We start from the raw sequence: 16,510 nt of genomic DNA on the forward strand, positions 1-16,510 counted from the left end.
GCCCCGGTGTCCCCCGCCCGGTGCCCCCGTTCAGGTGTTCTCCCGAGGAGGTCGTGATTCCTGCCGCGGCCCGGTCCCGGTGCCACCGGCGACCGGGTCCGCGGTACGGGCTGCGGCCTGCAGCCGCTCCTCGGCCGTGGCGGGCATCTCGACCCGCTCGCGGTAGTACCAGCCGCTCAGCGCGGCCCGCAGTCTGTGCCGCACGGGCGCATCGCGTCCCGGGGCCGCCAGCGGCAGCGGGATCTCCCTGACCAGGAGTCGGTAGCGGCGCCGCGCGTCCAGGGGCCGGCGGCTCTCCGCCATCCCACCCGGCAGGTCCTGGTACACCTCTCCCGTCTCCTCTCCCTTGGTCAGCAGCAGCCGTTCATGCCGCTGCAGGGCCAGGCACACCCGGCGGGTGATCAGGTAGGCGGCCACCGGCGCCAGGACGAACGCGGCTCGGAAGATCCAGGTCAGCCCGTTGACGGAAACGTGGAACGTGTAGGCCATGACGTCGTTGCCGCCCGCGGCCAGCAGCACGGCGTACCAGACGACGGCCGCCACACCCAGCCCGGTGCGCACGGGCCGGTCCCGCGGCCGGTCGCACAGATGGTGCTCCACCAGGTCCCCGGTGACCCACCGCTCGAAGGACGGGTAGGCGTACAGGAGCAGGAACAGCAGCGCCGGCAGCACCACCGCGGGCAGCAGCACGTTCCACATCACGGTGTGACCGGCGACGTTCCACTCCACGCCGGGCACCAGGCGCAGCGCCCCCTCCAGGAACCCGACGTACCAGTCCGGCTGGGCGTCGGTGGACACCTGGTCGGCGCGGAACGGCCCGTAGGCCCACACCGGGTTGATCTGGGCGACGGCCGCGGTCACGGCGAGCACTCCGGCCACCGCCAGGGACAGCCCGGCGGACCGGGCGGCGAACTGGGGGAACATCGGCTGCCCCACCGCATTGCGGTTGGTCCGGCCGGGCTCGGCCCACTGGGTGTGCTTCAGATAGACCACCAGGAACAGGTGCACCGCGATCAGCGCGATCATCAATCCGGGCACGAACAGCACGTGCACGATGTACAGGCGCGGGATGAGCACGTCCCCCGGGTAGGGGCCGCCCCAGGCGAAGAAGGCGAGATACGTGCCCACCACCGGGACCGACTGCACGATGGTGTTCGCGGTGCGCAGGCCGGTGCCGGAGAGCAGGTCGTCGGGCAGGGAGTAGCCGCAGAAACCCTCCAGCAGCGCCAGCAGGAACAGGGTCACCCCCACCGTCCAGTTCAGCTCCCGCGGCCGGCGGAACGCCCCGGTGAAGAAGACCCGCAGCATGTGCACCCCGATGGCCGCCACGAACACCAGGGCGGCCCAGTGGTGCATCTGCCGCATCAGCAGGCCGCCGCGCACGTCGAAGCTGAGGTGCAGGGTGGATTCGTAGGCCTTGGACATCAGCACACCCCGCAGCGGCCCGTACGGGCCGTCGTAGCGCACCTGCGCCAGGCTCGGGTCGAAGAACAGCGTCAGATAGCTGCCGGTGAGCACCAGGACCACGAAGCTGTACAGGGCGATCTCGCCGAGCAGGAACGACCAGTGGTCGGGGAACGCCTTGCGCAGCAGCGCTGCGGCCAGCTCCGACACGGGGGCGCGCCGGTCGGCGGCGATGTACGCCCGGAACGCGGCCTGCCCGGCCCTCGCCTCGGCTCTTGCCCTGCGCCGCCGCATCAGCACGCCCGTCTCACGCTCCTGTCGGGTCGGTCCGTCCGTGCCCGGCCGCCGCCGGGCACGGCTCGGCCCGGGACCGTCTGCTGCCGGGTGGTTCCATCTTGGGTGTGCGGACCGGGTGTGCCGCGCAGGCATGCCGGGCGCACCCCTGTTTCCCGGCACCCGGCGTCGCTGACCGCGTGCGGTGCCGGAGGGGACGGCCGGCGGTGCGGTGATCGCGGGGCGTGCGACGGCGCCGGAGTCGGCGCAAGCTGGACGTCGGAAGAGCGAACGGCCGGGCGGGCCGCCGAGCACCGAGATCCGAGGAGCGGCGGGATGACCGGTGAGGGCACCAGGACGCCTCCCGCGGGCCGTGTCGGTCGCCCGGGTGCGGGACGGCGGACGTGAGACGGCACCTGCCGCGCATCCGGCAGCGGGCGCTCCGCCTGGAGCGCCGGCTCGCCGCGCTCGCCCTCGTCCGGCGCGGCCGTGACCTGGAGCTGATGCACCGGGCCATGGGGTTCGCCACCCTGTCCCTGGTCACCCTCGCGCCGCTGCTGATCGTGGTGGCCGCCGTCGCCCCGCTCGGCGAGGGCGGTTTCGCCTTCTGGCTGGTGGACGGCATGGGGCTGTCGGGACGGTCCGCCCAGGTGCTCACCGACATCATCAGTCCCCCGGTGCGGGTGATCAGCACCACCAGCGTCTGGGGCGGTGTCCTGGTCGCCGTGTTCGGGGTGTCCTTCGCGGGCAGCGTCCAGAACGGCTACGAGCGGATCTGGGGGCTGCCGCCCGGTCCGTGGCACCGGGTGTGGCGGCAGGCGACCTGGCTGGCCGGGCTGACGGCGTACCTGTACCAGGAGGTCATCAGCCGCTACCAGTTCCACGGCTGGGAGCGGGTCGCGGTGTCCGCGGGCACCGGTGTGCTGTTCTTCTGGTGGGGGCAGCACTTCCTGCTGGGCGGCCAGATCCGCTGGCGCCATCTGCTGCCGGGTGCGATGGCCACCATGGTCGGGCTGGGCGGCCTGCGGGTCTTCTCCACCCTGGTGTTCACCCCGCTCATCGTCGACAACGCGCTGAGCTACGGAGCGGTCGGGATCGTGCTCGTGGTGGAGTCCTGGCTCACCGGGGTCGGCTTCGTCGTCTACGGAGGCGCGATGTTCGGGCGCTGGTTCTGCGAGCATCACTGGATTCCCCACGTACCTCATCGGCGCTGACACCGGCGCGCACGGTGCGGCGTGGGCGTTTGGCGGCAGCGCAGCGGGGATACTCCGAGACGTCCAGCCCGTCCGGACCCGGGGACCGGCCGCGCCGCCGGCCGCCTTCCCCCGGCGTTCCCCGTCGCCGCCGAGGTCACCGACCGTGTCAACTGCGCGCTCCGGCTCCTGCTCCCCCGACGCACGACCGGCCGCGCCGCCGTCCGCCGGCAAGGCGGCCTCGTGCCGGGGCCTGCCCCGGTGAACACCCTGACCGTCGTCCTGGCCCTGCTCGCGGCGCTCAGCAACGCCGCGGCCTCCGTGCTGCAGCGGCGGGCCGCCGCCGACGAGACCGGCGGCGAGGAGGGCGCCCGGGTGCGGCAGGCGGTGCGGTGGCTGGTCCATGTGCTGCGGCGGCCCTACTGGCTGGCCGGTGCGGCGATGCTGGCGCTGTCCACCGTGCTGCAGGCGGCGGCGCTGGCGGTGGGCAGCCTGGCCCTGGTGCAGCCGCTGATGGCCAGCGAGCTGCTGTTCACCCTGGCGGTGGGCAGCCTGGTCTTCCGGCGCCGCCCCGACGGCCGCACCTGGGCGGCCTTCGCCTCCCTCGCCGTGGGTCTGTCCCTCTTCCTGGGCGCGGCCGCGCCGTCCGAGGGCCGGGACACCGCCGAGCCGGAAGTGTGGCTCGCGGTGGGCGTGGCGCTGCTGGTGCTGGTGACGGCGGTGCTGATGGCGTCCCGGCTGGTGCGGGGCGCGCCGCGGGCGGGGCTGCTGGGGCTGGCGTCCGCGGTGTCGTTCGCCGCGACGGCGGCGCTGATGAAGGAGAGCGTAGGGCGGCTGGAGCGGGGCGTCACCGTGCTGCTGTCCGACTGGCCGCTGTACGCGACCCTGGCGGCCGGGGGGCTGGCGTTCCTGCTGCTGCAGCTGGCGCTGCTCGCCGGCAGCCTGACCGCCTCGCAGCCGGCTCTGACCCTGGGCGACGCCCTGACCAGCGTGGCGCTGGGCTGGGTGCTGTACCAGGAGTACATCGGGCTGGGCGTGCGGCTGCTGCCCGAGGCGGTCGGCGTGGCCCTGATCGGTGCGGGCAGCATCGGTCTGGCGGCGGCCACGAGCGCCGACGGCTCCTGGGACAGCACCCCGGGGCGACGCTGCGGCTCCGGCCCCGGCGCCGGGCGCTCCGCCTCACAGCGGTCCTGACCCCGGTGGCCTCGGCACCTGCCGGGCCCGGCCGGCGCTCAGTCGCGGGGAGGGGGGCCCGCGGCCGCCGATTCGGAGTCCCGGTGGTCCGGGTCCCGGTCACCCAACGGACCGGGGGGATGCGCGGGGACGGGGTGCACCGGATCGAGGGCGGCCGGGCCCCAGGGATCCGCCGCCTGATCCGCGCCGGGGCCGGCGGCCGCGGTGGCGCCGTCGTCGGCGTCCCGGTCCGCGGCGGCTGCCGGGGCCATGGCGTCCCCGGCCAGGGTCAGCACGAGTCCGCCGCCGCACCGGGAGGTGAGGTTGAACAGAGCGGCGCACAGTGTCGCGGCCACCGGGACGGCGACGACCGCGCAGGTCGCCAGCGGCGGCACCCACTCCGGGGACGGCCAGAGCTCCTTGTGCAGCAGGCCCTGCAGCGCCCACAGGGGCGGCAGGGTGACGGCGACGCAGACCAGCATGCCCAGCGTCGCCGCGAAACTCACCGTCAGCACCGACCACGTACCGGTGCGGGTCATGCGTATGCGGGCGTCCGCTTGCTCCCCGCTCGGGGTCATGTCCTCTCCCTGCGCTCGGTCCTCCCCCTGCGCTCGGTCCTCCCCCTGGGCGGTGGTGCCGTGCCGGCCGCCCCACGGCTCGGAGGCGGACGGCACTGCGGCGGGCTTTCCCGCACGGGCTGCGGTCGTGCCGTGAAGACGGTCCTCAGGCCGGGCGGCGGTGACCGGCGCCCAGGCCGACCATGCGCCAGATGCGCACCTCGCGCACGATCCCGGGGATCTCCTTCGCCAGCAGGGCGAGCACCGCCCCGCCGGCCACGGCGAGCTGTGCCGCCAGCACACGCCGGGCCGGCATGCCCGTTCCTGCCCTCGTCCTGCGCCTCGTCGTCCTCATCGCTCGCTCCACCCGCTCATGCGTCTCGTGGTCTCGGACTCGTGCCGCGTCGCCGGCGTCGTCGTCGCTGTCGCCGTCGCGGTCGTCGCTGTCGTTGCTGCCGCCGTCGCGGTCGCTGCTGTCGTCGTCGCCGTCACCCCGTCCGGCCGGTCACCCGGGCGAGATGTCCGGCATGATCTTCGAGATCGCGTCGTGCTTCTTCCAGTGGATGCCCGTGGACCTGCGGGCGTCGGCCGTGCCGTCCGGGTGGTGTCCCGGCTGGGCCGTGCGGGGACCGGCGTTGCCCTGGCCCTGTCCGGGGACGTGGCTCGGGGTGTCGGGCCTGACGTGCGCCCTGCCGACTCTGATCCTGCCCATGATCCGCTCCTTGCCGTGGCCGGTCCCGGGCCGTGCCCGCCCGGGACCGGCCGCTGGTTCAGGGACGCCAGTGCGGGTCGTAGCCGGTGGTCAGCTCCGGCCCGTTGTGGTGCCACTTGGGTTCCTTGTTGACGGCCATGCTGGTGATGCCGCGCAGGCGCCGGATGACGGCGCCGTACGGCTTGATGAGCGTGGTCGACACGCTGCCGCCCGTCGGCTCGTCCATGAACGGCATGAAGGCGTCGGGGAAGCTCGGCATGGTGCAGCCGATGCAGATCCCGCCGACGTTCGGACAGCCGCCGATGCCGGCCATCCAGCCGCGCTTGGGCACGTTGCAGTTGACCACCGGCCCCCAGCAGCCCACCTTCACCTGGCACTTCGGCGAGTTGTAGTCCTTGGCGAAGTCGGCCTGCTCGTAGTAGGCGGCCCGGTCGCACCCCTCGTGCACCGTCTTCCCGAACAGCCACTGCGGGCGCAGCATGTGGTCCAGCGGCGGCGGGGGCGCCGATCCCGCGGCGTGGTAGAGCACCCAGGTGAGGGTCTCCATGAAGTTCTCGGGCTGGATCGGGCAGCCGGGCACGTTGATCACCGGCAGCGCGGCCTGGGAGCGGAAGTCCCAGCCGAGGTAGTCGGCAAGGCCCATGCAGCCGGTGGGGTTGCCGGCCATCGCGTGGATGCCGCCGTAGGTGGCGCAGGTGCCGGCCGCGACGACCGCCCACGCCTTCGGGGCCAGCTGGTCGATCCACCAGTTGAGGGTGAGCGGTTCGCCGGTGTCCGGGTCGTTGCCGAAGGAGGTCCAGTAGCCGCCGTCCTCGATGATGTTCTGGTTGGGCACGGAGCCCTCGATGACGAGGATGAACGGGGCCAGCTCGCCCCGGGCCGCCGCCCGGAAGGGGGCCAGGTAGTCCTCGCCGCCCAGGCTCGGCGAGAGAACCTTGTTGTACAGGTGCACCTTGGGCAGTCCGGGGACCAGGCCCTGCACGACGTCCTCGATGGCCGGCTGGCCCGAGGCCGTCATGGACACCGTGTCGCCGTCGCAGCTCATGCCCTCGGAGATCCAGAGGATGTGGATCTCGTCGAAGCCGGCTCTGTCCTCGGCCGCCGAGGCCTCCTGGTTCGCTTCGACGGTGGTGTCTGTGCTCATGTGCTCGGCCTCCCCTGGAGACGATCGCGGAGTCGGTCGTAGGCGGCGGCCACCGGCCCGAGCAGGGTCAGCCCGGGGGGACGGTCCGGGGCTCCCGGGTGCGGCCGGGTCGGTGCCGACTGCTTCGCCTGTTTCAGCAGCCGCCCGAGCCGCTCCAGGTCCTCCTGGGGGACGTGGTCGCGCACCTCGGGTGCCAGCTCTTCCTCGTCCGTGCGGATGTGCTGCTCGACGGCGCCGTGGAGCCGGCGGACGAGGTCGGCCTCGCGTGCCGCGCCGGCGGGCAGCTTGTCCAGGTCGTGCAGCAGCTTCTTGACGGCCGTGTGCCCGGCGAGATGCTCGTCGGCCCGCCGGGCGCCCTCCGGAAGGGCCTTGCGGACCATCGGATAGAACATCATCTCCTCGAGCGCGGCGTGCCGGGACAACTCGCGGATCATCAGCTCGATCACGCCACGACGCTGTGTGTCGCTGGCCGCGGCGTGGTAGTCGCGGAACAGTTGCTCCACCATCCGGTGGTCGTGCTGCAACAACTCGATGGCGTCCATCGCACCTTTCCTCGAGGAGGGTGGGTCCGCCCCCGCACCAGGCTGGCACCGCCCGCCGGGGAGCGCGCGCCGAGCGGGACAGTGGGGTGAACGGCCCGGCGGCGGACGGGACGGAGAGCCGGGCGCAGCCGCCGGCCGCGGCCCGTGCCGTGTTTGCCGCTCCCCCGCAGTGGCACCCGGTTCGGCGTGCGCCCCGGCCGCTTGCCCGGCGGGTACGGCGGCACCGACGGGAGACGAGGACGAAAGCAGAGGCGATGCGGGACACCGGGTGACAGCGGGGAACCCGGGACGCGCCCCGGAAAACCGGGGCGCGAGGGGGAAAACCGGCGCAGTGGACACCACACTTCTGACGGAGAGGAGACGGCGGCGATGTCGTATTCGCAGCACTCCACCGACATGGGCACCCACCCCGAGATGCGCGAGATGCGCGAGCGTCTGGAACGCGCGGGATCCAGCGGGCAGGGGATCGCTCTGGAAGGCCTGATCGCCCTGTCCGGCCTCTACGCCGCGATCTCACCCTGGGTCGTGCACTTCTCCGGCCAGCCGAACATCACGGTGAACAACCTGATCGTCGGGATCACCATCGGCCTGATCGGACTCGGCATGGCACTGGCACCGCAGCGGATGATGCGCATGGGCTGGCTGCTCGTGCCGCTCGGCATCTGGCTGATCATCTCGCCGTGGATCGTGACCGCCACGCACTCGGCGCGCGCGGGGATCATCTGGAACAACGTCGTGCTCGGCCTGATCGTGACCGTGCTGGGGCTCGCCGCCATGGGGCTGACGGTCGCCCGGCGCCCGCGCCACTGAGCCGGCAGGCCGCCGCCGCGAGGGCGGCGTCCCCGGCGCCGGTACGAGCACGGCGCCGGCCGACGGCGGGCCGTCACCGTGGAGCTGCGCGGTGACGGCCCGCCGTCGTGTCCGGGGCGATCTTCGACACAGTCCGGATCGATCGACATCTCGCATGCGTATCATATGAGCGCCCCCTAGCTCGAAAGATGGATCCGTGACTGTCAACGACGACTCGTTCACCAACTGGAAGCACCGCGAGGAAATCGCGGAGTCGATGATCCCGATGATCGGGAAGCTGCACCGGGAGCGGGACGTGACCGTCCTGCTGCACAGCCGCTCCCTGGTGAACAAGTCGGTGGTGAGCATCCTCAAGACCCATCGCTTCGCCCGGCAGATCGCGGGTGAGGAGCTGTCGGTCACCGAGACCCTGCCCTTCCTGAAGGCCCTCACCACGCTCGACCTGGGCCCGTCCCAGATCGACATCGGCATGCTGGCGGCGATGTACAAGACCGACGACCGCGGCCTGTCCGTGGCGGAGTTCACCGCCGAGGCCGTCGCGGGAGCCACCGGCGCCGACAAGATCGAGGGCCGTCAGGGGCGCGACGTCGTCCTGTACGGTTTCGGCCGCATCGGCCGCCTCCTGGCCCGCCTGCTCATCGAGAAGGCCGGCTCGGGCAACGGCCTGCGGCTGCGCGCCATCGTCGTCCGCGGCGGCGGCGACCGGGCCGGCGCGGACCTCGTCAAGCGCGCCTCGCTGCTGCGCCGCGACTCCATCCACGGCCAGTTCCAGGGCACGATCACCGTCGACGAGGCCGACAGCACGATCGTCGCCAACGGCAACGCGATCAAGGTGATCTACGCCGACGACCCGTCCCAGGTCGACTACACGGCCTACGGCATCAAGGACGCCATCCTCATCGACAACACCGGCAAGTGGCGGGACCGCGCGGGCCTGTCGCAGCACCTGCGCCCCGGCATCGACAAGGTGGTGCTGACCGCGCCGGGCAAGGGCGACGTGCCGAACATCGTGCACGGCGTCAACCACGACACGATCAAGCCGGACGAGCGGATCCTGTCCTGCGCCTCGTGCACCACCAACGCCATCGTCCCGCCGCTGAAGGCGATGGACGACGAGTTCGGCGTCCGGCGAGGCCATGTGGAGACCGTCCACTCGTTCACCAACGACCAGAACCTGCTGGACAACTACCACAAGTCCGACCGCCGCGGCCGCAGCGCGCCGCTGAACATGGTCATCACCGAGACCGGTGCGGCATCCGCGGTGGCCAAGGCGCTGCCCGGCCTGAAGGCGCGGATCACCGGCAGCTCGATCCGCGTGCCCGTGCCGGACGTGTCGATCGCGATCCTCAATCTGCAGCTGGCGCGGGAGACCACCCGCGAGGAGGTCCTCGACCACCTCCGCCAGGTCTCGCTGACCTCGCCGCTGAAGCGGCAGATCGACTTCATCAGCGCGCCCGACGCGGTCTCCAGCGACTTCATCGGCTCGCGCCACGCCTCGATCGTGGACGCCGGGGCCACCAAGGTCGACGGCGACAACGCGATCCTCTACCTGTGGTACGACAACGAGTTCGGCTACTCCTGCCAGGTCATCCGTGTCGTCCAGTACGTCTCGGGGGTGGAGTACCCGACGTTCCCGGCACCGACGGCCTGAGGGCGGCACCGTGGACGGCCGGTTCCGCGACAGGCGGAGCCGGCCGTCCGGCGTGCTGCCCGGACGCACCACGGGACAGCGCCCGCAGCGGCCCGGGCGGCAGCGGCCGGTGCCGCCCGGCCACCGGCTGCGTGCACCGCGTCCCGCCGCCTTCCGGCGCCGCGCCGGCCGCCCGGACGCGCCGGCGCCGGATAGCGGCACCGCCGGACGGGTACCCGCGCTTTGCAGATACAGCGGATACATCGGTCGCCCGCCGTCGACGGGCAGTGTGAGAACTGGGAGCATGATCGGACATTTCCGCCGGTCCCGGTCCCAGGCGGTGCCACCGCCCGGAGACCGGCGGTCAGCCGGTCCGGCCTCGCGGGCACGGCGGCCCCCCGGGCACCGCCGCCGCATCCCGGGTCCGGGCACCCTGGCCGCGCAGGTGTTCCTGCTGCAGGTCGTCGTGGTGCTGCTGCTGGTGGCCGCGGCGACCAGCGCTCTGGTGCTGCAGGCCCGGCACGACGCCGAGACCAGTGCGCGGCAGCGGTCCCTGGCCACCGCGCAGACGCTCGCGAACGCACCCGGCACGGTGGCGGCCCTGCGCTCGTCCGATCCGGCACCGCTGCTGCAGGCGGCGACGGTGCGGGCGAAGGCCGGCGCCGACCTCGACTTCGTCGCCGTGCTGGACACCACGGGGACGCGGGTGGCCGACAGCGCGCCGGACCGCGTCGGCACCCGGGCCCGGGAGGTCGGCCGGGCCCTGGCGGGCGAGACCTTCACCGACCGCTACCGCGACGAGCCGAGCGAGGCGGTGCGCGCGGTGGTGCCCGTGACGGACCAGAACCGGCGAGTGGTCGGCGTCGTCCAGGCAGGCATCCGGGTGGGCACCCTCGGGCATCTGCTGGACCGGCAGGTGCCGATGATGGTGGGCGGGGCGACGCTCGCCCTGGCGCTGGCGACCGGCGGCACCGCCCTGGTCAGCCGGCGGCTGCGCCGCCAGACCCACGGCCTGGACCCGGCCGAGATGACCCGGATGTACGAGCACCACGACGCGGTGCTGCACGCGGTCCGCGAGGGCGTGCTGATCGTCGGCGCCGACGGGCGGCTGCTGCTCGCCAACGACGAGGCGCGCCGGCTGCTGCACCTGCCGCCGGACGCCGACCGGCGGCACGTCACCGAGCTCGACCTGGGCCCGCAGCTGACCCGGCTGCTGGTGGCCGGCGAGATCGCCTCCGACCAGGTGTGCCCGGTCAAGGACCGGCTGCTGGCGGTCAACACCCGGCGGACCGCGCCCTACGGCGGCGCGCCGGGCCTGGTGGCCAGCTTCCGCGACACCACCGAGCTGCAGCGGCTTACCGGCCGGGCCGAGGTGGCCCGGGGCCGGCTGACCCTGCTGTACGAGGCCGGGGTGCGCATCGGCACCACGCTGGACGTGCGGCACACCGCCGAGGAGCTCGCCGAGGTGGCGGTGCCCCGGCTGGCGGACGTGGTGACCGTGGAGCTGCTGGAGTCCGTGCTGTCGGGCGAGGAGCCCACGGGCGCCGTGCACCGGATGCGACGCACGGCCGTGCGCGGAGCCCTGCCGGAGACCCCGCTGCAGCCGGTCGGCGAACCGATCCGGTTCGTCGTGGCCGACACACCGATGGCGGCGGCGCTGCGGCGCGGCAAGGCCGTCCTGGTGCCCGATCTGCACCGGGCGGAGGACTGGCGGGCGCACGACCGAGAAGGGGCGCGCCGGGTGCTGGAGTCGGGGATCCACTCGCTGATCACGGTGCCGCTGCGGGCGCGCGGCGTGGTGCTCGGCATGGTCAGCTTCTGGCGGGGCAGCGGCACGCCGCAGTTCGAGGAGGAGGACGTCGCGGTCGCCGAGGAGCTGGGCGCGCGGGCGGCCGTCGCGATCGACAACGCGCGCCGGTACGCCCGGGAGCACGAGATGGCGGTGACGCTGCAGCGCAGCCTGCTGCCGCAGGACCTCCCGGAGCAGGACGCGGTTCAGGTGGCCTGGCGGTACCTGCCGGCCCAGTCGGGGGTGGGCGGGGACTGGTTCGACGTGATCCCGCTGCCCGGGTTCCGGGTGGCGCTGGTCGTGGGCGACGTGGTGGGGCACGGGCTGCACGCCGCGGTCACCATGGGCCGGCTGCGCACGGCCGTACTGAACTTCTCCTCGCTGGACCTGTTGCCGGAGGAGCTGCTGGGGCATCTCGACGAGATGGTGGGACGCATGGACGTCCTCGGCGGCGGGGACGGCGAGGGCTCCCTGGTGACGGGGGCGACCTGCCTGTACGCGATCTACGACCCGGTGAGCGGCCACTGCACCGTGGCGCGGGCCGGGCACGTGGCACCGGCGGTGGTGGACCCTGAGGGCCGGGTGACCCTCCCCGACCTTCCGCTGTCACCGCCGCTCGGCGTGGGCGGGCAGCCGTTCGAGGCGGGCGAGCTGATCCTGCCGGAGGGCAGCCGGCTGGTGCTGTTCACCGACGGGCTGGTCGAGGACCGCAGGCGGGACATCGACGAGGGACTGCGGATGCTCGCCGACGCAGTGGCGGGCTCGGACCGGACGCCCGAGGAGACCTGCCGGGCGCTGATGGAGGCGATGCTGCCGGGCCGGCCCAGCGACGACGTGGCCCTGCTGGTGGCGCGGACTCGGCTGCTGGCGGCGGACCGTGTCGCGTCGTGGGACGTGCCGTTCGACCCGGCGGCGGTCTCCCGGGTGCGCGCGGAGGTGAACCGGCGGCTGGAGGAGTGGCAGCTACTGGACTCCCTGTTCGCCGCCGAACTGATCCTCAGCGAGCTGCTGACCAACGCCATCCGCTACGGCGCCCCGCCGGTGCGGGTGAGGCTGCTGCTGGGCCGCACCCTGGTGTGCGAGGTGTCCGACGGCAGCAACACCTCGCCGCGGCCGCGGCAGGCGACGACCACCGACGAAGGCGGGCGCGGCCTGTTCCTGGTGTCGCAGTTCGCCGGACGGTGGGGCACCCGGTACGCGGCCCACGGCAAGGTGATCTGGGCGGAGCTGAACCCGGGCGGGGTCCCGAAGCCCGATCCGACGGCACTGCTGGACCAGATGGCCTGGTGAGCCGCGTCCCGAGGGCGCCCCGGCCAGGGGCGGACCGGCCGAAGCACATCACTCATCTGACCCTCAGTCACATTACCCAATCGTAACCTCCCGGATACTTACCGGCGGTAACAGGGGCTGGGTACGGTCTCTTCCGTCATGGCCCACCGGCACGAGGCAGCCGGTGGACGTTCCTGCCGCCCCGTTTGCCCGTCTGTTCCGTCCTCGTGCCCGGACCGGCCCGAGCGCCGCCCGGAGGCGACGAGGCTCCGTGACTCCTGTCCCGCCGATCCAGGAGGTCCTGCCATGCCCGTGCGCAGACGTCTGCTCGCCGCAGCGCTCACCGCCCTGTCGTGTCTCGGCGTCCAGGCGCTCGCGGCCACCGCCGCCGAGGCGTCCACCGCCTCCGCGTCCGTGGTCTCCCGGGGCGTCACCATCCCGGAGTTCTACAATCCGCCCGCCGAACTCCCCGACGCCGACGGCACCCTGATCCGCAGTGAGCCGCTGCGGCTCGCGCTGTGGCTGCCCTCGCTGCACGGCCCGCTGCCGGGCCGGGCCACCCGGCTGATGTACAAGTCGACCGACGCGAACGGCGAGCCCGTCGCGGTCACCGGCGCCTACATCGAGCCGACCGCCCGCTGGACGGGATCCGGGCCGCGTCCCCTGGTCGTCGTGGCACCGGGCACCATGGGCCAGGGCGACCAGTGCGCGGCCTCCCTGGGCCTGGAGCATCCGGTCACGGTCAACGGGCAGACGGTGTCGGTCGGTTACGAGGACCTGTCCGTCTACCGGCTGCTGGCCCGGGGCACCGCGGTCGTGGTCACCGACTACGTCGGCCTGGGCGCCACGGACCGGCTGCACACCTACGTCAACCGCGTCGACGAGGCCCACGCCGTCCTGGACGCGGCCCGCGCCGCCCGGTCCGTGCAGGGTGCCTCGGTCACCGCCGACTCGCCCGTGGGGCTGTTCGGCTACAGCCAGGGCGGCGGCGCCACCGCGGCGGCCGCCGAACTGCAGCCGCAGTACGCCCCGGACGTCCGCCTCGCCGGCACCTACGCGGGCGCACCGCCCGCCGACCTCACGAAGGTCACCGAGGGCATCGACGGCACCGAGCTGACGGGCGCGCTGGGCTGGTCGCTCAACGGCTTCCTGCAGAGCGACCCGGAGCTGCGGCCCATCGCCGAGGCCCACCTCGACGCCGCCGGGAAGGACGCCCTGGCCGACCTGTCGACCATGTGCGTGGGCGACGCGATCCTGCGCTACGGCTACGCCAAGAGCAGCACGTGGACGACCGACGGGCAGACCCTCAGCGAGATCATCGACTCCGCCCCGCAGCTGCAGGAGTTCCTGGACACCCAGCGCATCGGCCGGCTCCGTCCGGCCGGTCCGGTCCGGGTCGCCACCGGCACCCAGGACAACCTCGTGCCGCACGGTCAGGCCCGGCAGCTCGCCGTCGACTGGTGCGCCCAGGGGGCCGACGTCGTCTACGAACCCGTCGTCCTGCCGGACGTGGTCAGCCCGCTGCTCAACCACTTCGGGCCGCTGCTGACCGACCAGGGCGCGGCCGTCGACTGGCTCACCGACCGCCTGGCCGGCAAGCCGGCCGCCTCCACCTGCGCGACGCTGCCGTCACAGCCCTGACGGCGTCCGTGCACGACGAGGGGCCGCCCTGCCGCGGGCGGGACGGCCCCTTGTGTCTCCCTTCCTCCCCGGCCTGCGCCGGCCCGGGCCGGACATCCCGTCGTGAGGAGCAAGACCCGTGGCGGTGAGGACTCAGGCGGTGCCCCGGGCCCGGCGCCGCATGGTCAGATACGTGCCGGTGGCCCCGACGGCCAGCAGCCCGCCCACCGCGAGCCCCACCGGCACGGCCGGGAAGGCGGAGGACTCGGTGGCGACGGCCGTGTTCTGCATGTCCGGGCCCGGCGTGATGCTGGTGGCCACCGGGCGCACCGGCCGGATCGGTCCCACGGACTTCACCGATCCGTCCATGGTGAGCAGCACCTGCTTGTTGTTGGGGTGCCGGAAGTCGAACAGACCGGTCAGCGGCCCCGCGGTGGCGTCGAAGGAGTGGTCGCCGATGCGGCCGGTGTGCCAGTTGTCCTCGATGAAGCGGATGATCGAGGCCTGGTCGGTCTGCGTGTGGTCGACCTTGTTGACCTTGCTGTACGGGGAGATGACCAGCAGCGGCTGGCGGGTGCCGGGTCCGCAGCGGTCCAGGTAGCCGCCGGCCGGCTTCGGTCCCCTCTGGCAGGCCGGGCTGTCGGTGGCCTTGCCGTTGGAGCCGATCGAGGTGTCGGTCGAGCCGTTGCGCACCTTCGCGTAGGCGTGGTCGTACCAGCCGTCGGAGTCGTCGTAGGCGATGACGATCGCGGTGGACTTCCACTGCGGCGAGCTCTGGATCGCGTTGATCTGCTCGACCAGGAAGTGCTGTTCGTCGATGGGGTCGGAGTAGCCGGCGTGGCCGTCCTGGTAGGCGGGCGCCTTGACGAAGCTGACGGCCGGGAGCTTGCCCGCCGTGAGCGCCGCGTGGAAGTCGGTCAGGTCGTAGTTGTGGTTGGCCTGCCCGTCGTGGCCGATCTCGTCGACGCTCGCCGGCGGCAGGTGGTGCGGGTTGGCCGTCGACCTGTAGTAGGCGAACGGGTTGTGGTGCGGGCTGTAGTCGACGACCTCGGCCCCGCCGACATTGGCGTGGGCTGTCTCGCACCGGGCGTACTCGCCCTTTGTGCCGCTCCACGCGGTGGAGGGCCTGAAGCCGCCCTGGAACCAACCCCAGGTGACGTTCTTGGCGTTGAGCAGGTCGCCGATGTTGCGGCCGGTCATCACGGCCAGCGCGCTGTCGCTGGTGTGGTTGTTGCCGGAGCAGTCGTCGAAGGCCGGGTCCGGGTCGTTGATCATCGTCCCCACGCCGTGCTCGTCGGGGGACTGGACCACGTACGGGTCGGGCGTGGCGGTCTGCTCGGGGTTCTCGGTGCCGGAGGCCGGGTCGACGGAGATGATGCCGTGCGTCTGACCGGAGATCAGGTTGATGGCGCCGGGTGTGGACGGCCCGTAGGTGGAGCTGAAGGAACGGTCGCTCATCGCGTAGTGCTGGGCGTAGTTCCACATGGCGGTGACGGTGTTGCCGTCGTAGTAGTCCATCACCAGGCCCGGCTCGCCGAACAGGCCGCCGCTGCACTTGTCGACCTCGGTGTTCTGCACGAACTGGTCGGCCCTGCCGCCGTTGTAGGCGTACTGCTCGGGACCGTAGGAGTGGTTCTGGTCGCAGGTGACCGCCTGGTCGGGGCCGAGACGCTTGGGCGGGTACTGGTTCGGATTGTGCTTCAGCAGCCCGGCGTTGGCGAGGGTGTCGATGTCCTTCGGGGTGTCCTTCGCCGCGGTGAACCTGGTGCCGTCGGTGTTCGCGGCCTTCGGGTAGGTGGCGAAGTAGTGGTCGAAGGAGATGTTCTCGTCGAACAGGACGACGATGTGCTCGATCGGTGTGGCCGTGCGCGGCTGTCCCTCGCCGGCGGACGCGGCGGCCCAGCCGGGCGCGCTGCCGCCCAGCACGGCGAGTGCCGCGGCGCCGGCCAGCGCCCCGAGACTCCGTATCGTTGCTCGTCTCCTCCTGCTGGCCATGTTCGTCACCCTCCGGGCAGGATCGTTCTCGCTGCGAACGGACCGGGACGCTCCGCCGGCTCGGCGGTGCGACGGCTGAGCCATGATGGCGTGCGGGTGAACGCCGGGGAAAGAGGACGCGCAACAATTTCTGATCTTGTATTGACCAAATGGGTCAACTCCGTGCAGTTCTCCGTCAGCTCAGCAGCGCGCGCCCGTACCAGTCGGTCTCGTCCCGGACTCCGGGCAGGGCGAAGAAGTAGCCGCCGCCGAACGGCGTGATGTAGTCGGTGAGCGGCTCGCCCTCCAGCCGCCGCTGCACGGTCTCGAACTGGCGCGTGAGGTCCTGCTGGTAGCAGCAGAACAGCAGGCCCATGTCGAGGTTGCCGTTGGTGTCCGTGCCCCGGTCGTAGTTGTAGG

At 72.7% G+C, this 16,510-nt stretch carries 13 protein-coding genes and 1 pseudogene; 6 read left to right on the forward strand and 8 right to left on the reverse strand.

Features of this window, described 5'->3' with window-relative positions; genetic code table 11:
• Positions 1-30: 30 nt before the first annotated feature.
• Positions 31-1,704: a cytochrome bc1 complex cytochrome b subunit gene (gene qcrB, locus IE286_RS24050; RefSeq protein WP_189798868.1), complete on the reverse strand. Its 1,674-nt coding sequence runs from the start codon at positions 1,702-1,704 to the stop codon at positions 31-33.
• A 377-nt stretch (positions 1,705-2,081) separates the two neighbouring features.
• Here qcrB and IE286_RS24055 point away from each other — a divergent pair, with 377 nt between their 5' ends.
• Together IE286_RS24055 and IE286_RS24060 are read left to right on the forward strand one after the other, a co-directional pair.
• The gene (locus IE286_RS24055) at positions 2,082-2,891 is read left to right on the forward strand and encodes a YhjD/YihY/BrkB family envelope integrity protein (protein WP_372462577.1); all 810 of its coding nucleotides are present in this window, start codon (positions 2,082-2,084) and stop codon (positions 2,889-2,891) included.
• Between the two features lie 240 nt (positions 2,892-3,131).
• Positions 3,132-4,064: a DMT family transporter gene (locus tag IE286_RS24060; RefSeq protein WP_189798869.1), complete on the forward strand. Its 933-nt coding sequence runs from the start codon at positions 3,132-3,134 to the stop codon at positions 4,062-4,064.
• Positions 4,065-4,102: 38 nt separating this feature from the next.
• Here the strand turns inward: IE286_RS24060 and IE286_RS24065 are convergent, their stop codons facing one another.
• The 5 genes from IE286_RS24065 to IE286_RS24085 all read right to left on the reverse strand — a co-directional run bounded on the left by IE286_RS24065 (position 4,103) and on the right by IE286_RS24085 (position 6,998).
• The gene (locus IE286_RS24065; protein WP_189798870.1) at positions 4,103-4,621 is read right to left on the reverse strand and encodes a hypothetical protein; all 519 of its coding nucleotides are present in this window, start codon (positions 4,619-4,621) and stop codon (positions 4,103-4,105) included.
• A 145-nt stretch (positions 4,622-4,766) separates the two neighbouring features.
• On the reverse strand, positions 4,767-4,916 hold the full coding sequence (locus tag IE286_RS24070; protein WP_189798871.1) for a hypothetical protein: 150 nt from the start codon (positions 4,914-4,916) through the stop codon (positions 4,767-4,769).
• A 189-nt stretch (positions 4,917-5,105) separates the two neighbouring features.
• Positions 5,106-5,312 (reverse strand): hypothetical protein, encoded by a 207-nt coding sequence (locus IE286_RS24075; RefSeq protein ID WP_189798872.1) that lies wholly within the window; start codon positions 5,310-5,312, stop codon positions 5,106-5,108.
• A 58-nt stretch (positions 5,313-5,370) separates the two neighbouring features.
• Positions 5,371-6,456, reverse strand: a complete 1,086-nt coding sequence (locus IE286_RS24080; RefSeq protein WP_189798873.1) for an NADH-quinone oxidoreductase subunit B family protein — start codon at positions 6,454-6,456, stop codon at positions 5,371-5,373.
• The gene (locus IE286_RS24085) at positions 6,453-6,998 is read right to left on the reverse strand and encodes a hemerythrin domain-containing protein (protein ID WP_189798874.1); all 546 of its coding nucleotides are present in this window, start codon (positions 6,996-6,998) and stop codon (positions 6,453-6,455) included. The genes IE286_RS24080 and IE286_RS24085 overlap by 4 nt, the downstream gene beginning before the upstream one ends.
• Before the next feature lie 369 nt (positions 6,999-7,367).
• On the opposite strand from IE286_RS24085, the gene IE286_RS24090 reads away from it, so the two are divergent.
• The 4 genes from IE286_RS24090 (at position 7,368) to IE286_RS24105 (ending at position 14,137) form a co-directional block, all read left to right on the forward strand.
• Positions 7,368-7,808: an SPW repeat protein gene (locus IE286_RS24090; protein ID WP_189798875.1), complete on the forward strand. Its 441-nt coding sequence runs from the start codon at positions 7,368-7,370 to the stop codon at positions 7,806-7,808.
• 196 nt (positions 7,809-8,004) lie between these two features.
• Positions 8,005-9,459, forward strand: coding sequence for a glyceraldehyde-3-phosphate dehydrogenase (locus IE286_RS24095; RefSeq protein ID WP_189798876.1), 1,455 nt, complete (start codon positions 8,005-8,007; stop codon positions 9,457-9,459).
• Positions 9,460-9,742: 283 nt separating this feature from the next.
• Positions 9,743-12,517 (forward strand): SpoIIE family protein phosphatase, encoded by a 2,775-nt coding sequence (locus IE286_RS24100; RefSeq protein ID WP_189798877.1) that lies wholly within the window; start codon positions 9,743-9,745, stop codon positions 12,515-12,517.
• 285 nt (positions 12,518-12,802) lie between these two features.
• A complete protein-coding gene (locus IE286_RS24105; protein WP_189798878.1) occupies positions 12,803-14,137 on the forward strand; it encodes a lipase family protein in 1,335 nt (444 codons plus the stop codon).
• 132 nt (positions 14,138-14,269) lie between these two features.
• On the opposite strand, the gene IE286_RS24110 is transcribed toward IE286_RS24105, so the two are convergent.
• Entirely contained in the window at positions 14,270-16,111 is a 1,842-nt protein-coding gene (locus tag IE286_RS24110; RefSeq protein WP_189798879.1) for a phospholipase C, read from the reverse strand.
• 175 nt (positions 16,112-16,286) lie between these two features.
• Positions 16,287-16,510 (reverse strand): annotated as a pseudogene (locus IE286_RS24115) (Dyp-type peroxidase domain-containing protein); the annotation flags it as partial.

Origin of the sequence: Streptomyces thermodiastaticus (genome assembly GCF_014656135.1) — a bacterium.
GTDB classification, from domain to species: domain Bacteria; phylum Actinomycetota; class Actinomycetes; order Streptomycetales; family Streptomycetaceae; genus Streptomyces; species Streptomyces thermodiastaticus.